General features: G+C 33.9%; 3 protein-coding genes and 2 pseudogenes. All 5 read right to left on the bottom strand.

What is annotated here, in order from left to right; translation table 11 throughout:
• Positions 1-413: 413 nt before the first annotated feature.
• Positions 414-974: an imm11 family protein gene (locus DSM465_RS0117715; RefSeq protein WP_011886777.1), complete on the bottom strand. Its 561-nt coding sequence runs from the start codon at positions 972-974 to the stop codon at positions 414-416.
• Positions 974-1,135: pseudogene (locus DSM465_RS20335) on the bottom strand (RHS repeat-associated core domain-containing protein); the annotation flags it as partial. The pseudogene DSM465_RS20335 and the gene DSM465_RS0117715, both read right to left, overlap by 1 nt.
• Positions 1,116-1,289, bottom strand: a complete 174-nt coding sequence (locus DSM465_RS20340; protein ID WP_223812951.1) for an AHH domain-containing protein — start codon at positions 1,287-1,289, stop codon at positions 1,116-1,118. The gene DSM465_RS20340 and the pseudogene DSM465_RS20335, both read right to left, overlap by 20 nt.
• Before the next feature lie 209 nt (positions 1,290-1,498).
• A complete protein-coding gene (locus tag DSM465_RS0117725) occupies positions 1,499-1,780 on the bottom strand; it encodes a hypothetical protein (RefSeq protein ID WP_008881167.1) in 282 nt (93 codons plus the stop codon).
• Between the two features lie 9 nt (positions 1,781-1,789).
• A pseudogene (locus DSM465_RS0117730) lies at positions 1,790-2,374 on the bottom strand (hypothetical protein); the annotation flags it as partial.

A 2,374-nucleotide genomic window follows, 5' to 3' on the forward strand; every position in this document is an offset into this window, starting at 1 on the left:
CCGAATAGGCGCACCATCCAAGAAACTCCAAACCCAATTCCTCTATATTTCCAGCGAGCATTTGGTCCGCTTGGCGCATCGCGGCGGTAGTACGCTAGATCAGTTCTTTGTTTTTATGAGATTTTCGAGGACACACGAGCAGTGAACTTCGTTTTTAAAACAAAAACCTTGAAAAGCTTGTGGCCAATCAAGGTATCATTTTTCATATTTCTTATCTATAAGTTCTGCGATTTTAGCTTTAAGTGTTGCTCTTAAACATTACTCACACTATAGTGACCAATAATTTTGGTGCTGTCCTTTTTAATTTCAATTAAGCAATTCCAAAGTAGAAAGTGAAAAATTTTTATATGATATTTTTGGTTCTTTTAAGGAAGTCAGATCCTTATGATTCAGAGCCATATTACTGTATAAAATCAGATTACTTTAACCTCTAAGAAGTCAAATCCTGTTATATTATTTTTCTCTATTAATTCTCTAAGTTCTTCTGATATGAATATTGGAATTTCATCACCCTTGAGTTTAATAATATGCTTTGATTGTATTGCCTCTTTACATAAAGCATATTTTTTAATACTATATATTCTTTCACCATCAAGCTCAAACACACTGTAATCTGAATGTTCTAAGTTTAATGCATCAACAACATTCAAAATGTTAGCTACAGAAAAACCTTTTAAAATTTTATTTTCACCTTTATTTACTACATTTACAGGAAGATATTGTATACCACTATCTACTTCTTCTAAAATCGCTTTAAATCTTTCAGAAACTATAAACCATCCTAAATTATTTGCTAAATAATCTGTTAACTTTTCTGCTTCTTTAGGGTCAAAGTAAAAGGTGATTTCGCTATTCCAATTATGAATGTACTTACCTTCCGATAATTCATATTGTTCAAATCCCTTTGTATCTATACAGTGTGCTACTACATCTCTATCGTCACTATCATCCATTAGCAACTTATAAAACCTCATTATTTCTTCCTCCAATAATCTTTATAAAGCATCTCTGGGTTCTTTCTAATTTCCTCTTTTAGTTGTTCAAATAATATTAAAAATTTCCTTTTATCCCCCTTAGCTATTTTATCAAAATTCCTAATATTACTTAACACATACTCATGATAAGCATTTGGATGTCTTCCCTGATGAGGTAGTAATTTCTATATTCCAAACGCCATCCAAATCTAGTCCATATTTTTTGGTTATAGCCTCTATTTGTGAAGTATATTTTTTACTTTTATTAGTAGCATAATGATGTTTTTGTAAAGGTTTACCCGTACCCCATAGCACTCTTCTCAACTACTCCCTCTCAACGTTCTTTATCATGTTGAGGGACGCGTCTCTTGCCTCACTCATCCACACCAGAGACACTGAACACCCCATACACCGACTGCCACGAAACAGAGGCAATGCTTGTAATACAGTCACGATGGCAGGTACAATAGAAAAAAACCTTGAAAGGCATGTTACCTTTCAAGGTTTTTTCTTAACCCTAAGCTTTATCTCCATCTCCAATTTATTTCTCCATCCTCATACACAGCAGGTAAATAAATTCCCTTTTTATCTCCATGACTATCTACAACAAACCAATTATCATCATTCAACCATTCCTCATTATATTCACTTTCTTTAAAATGATTTTCCTCATTCGTTAGATCCTCAAAAAACTTCCTAAACTTCACCATATTTTGATTCGCTATAAGTTTACCGTATACCCACATACCTTCAGTGTTAATATCCTGTATTTCACCTAGACATTCATTTTGAAAATATAGAAACATATTTAATACTCACTCCCTAGGATAAATTTTTATGAATTTGCTAGGTACTTCACCTCTTATCAAATACTCATTATCTCTCTCAGTCCAATTTAATGCCCTTTTCTTCCAAAAATCAGAAAAAGATCTATCTCGTTCGATTAATTTTCGAATCTGTTTCGGAGATAAAATAGCTACATTCTTAACTTCTCCTGACCTAATGGCTTTTCTCAAAGAAGAAATATCTAACTCTATTAAATAATCTCCGTAATTTCCAACAACGAGTTTGTTACCGGTAAAACTAATATAGGGACTATTTGATTTTGCTTTCCTTCTGTAACCTCCGAGAATATGCTCTATAACAGTAACTTGCCGATTTTTATATATGCCTTTACTATTTGCAGGAACTAAATTACCTGAATCTGATATAAACGGTTTACCAATTCCATTAGGTCTTTTAGATGAGTGCAACAAACTATCTCCTCTATAAAGTTTATTCGTCCCCCGTCCAACCGCCTCTCCTTCAGCTTTCTTTATCATGTGGAAAGTGGCATCTTTAACTTCATTCTTGGACCCACTCATCCACACCCGAGACGCCGGGCCTACTCCGGCATACGC

It is taken from the genome of Geobacillus thermodenitrificans subsp. thermodenitrificans DSM 465 (assembly GCF_000496575.1).
In the GTDB taxonomy this organism is placed as follows: domain Bacteria; phylum Bacillota; class Bacilli; order Bacillales; family Anoxybacillaceae; genus Geobacillus; species Geobacillus thermodenitrificans.

Excerpts from the sequence above, each read along its gene's own strand:
- DSM465_RS0117715 (WP_011886777.1), bottom strand. The coding sequence starts at position 974 with ATGAGGTTTTATAAGTTGCTAATGGATGATAGTGACGATAGAGATGTA.
- DSM465_RS0117725 (WP_008881167.1), bottom strand. The coding sequence starts at position 1,780 with ATGTTTCTATATTTTCAAAATGAATGTCTAGGTGAAATACAGGATATT.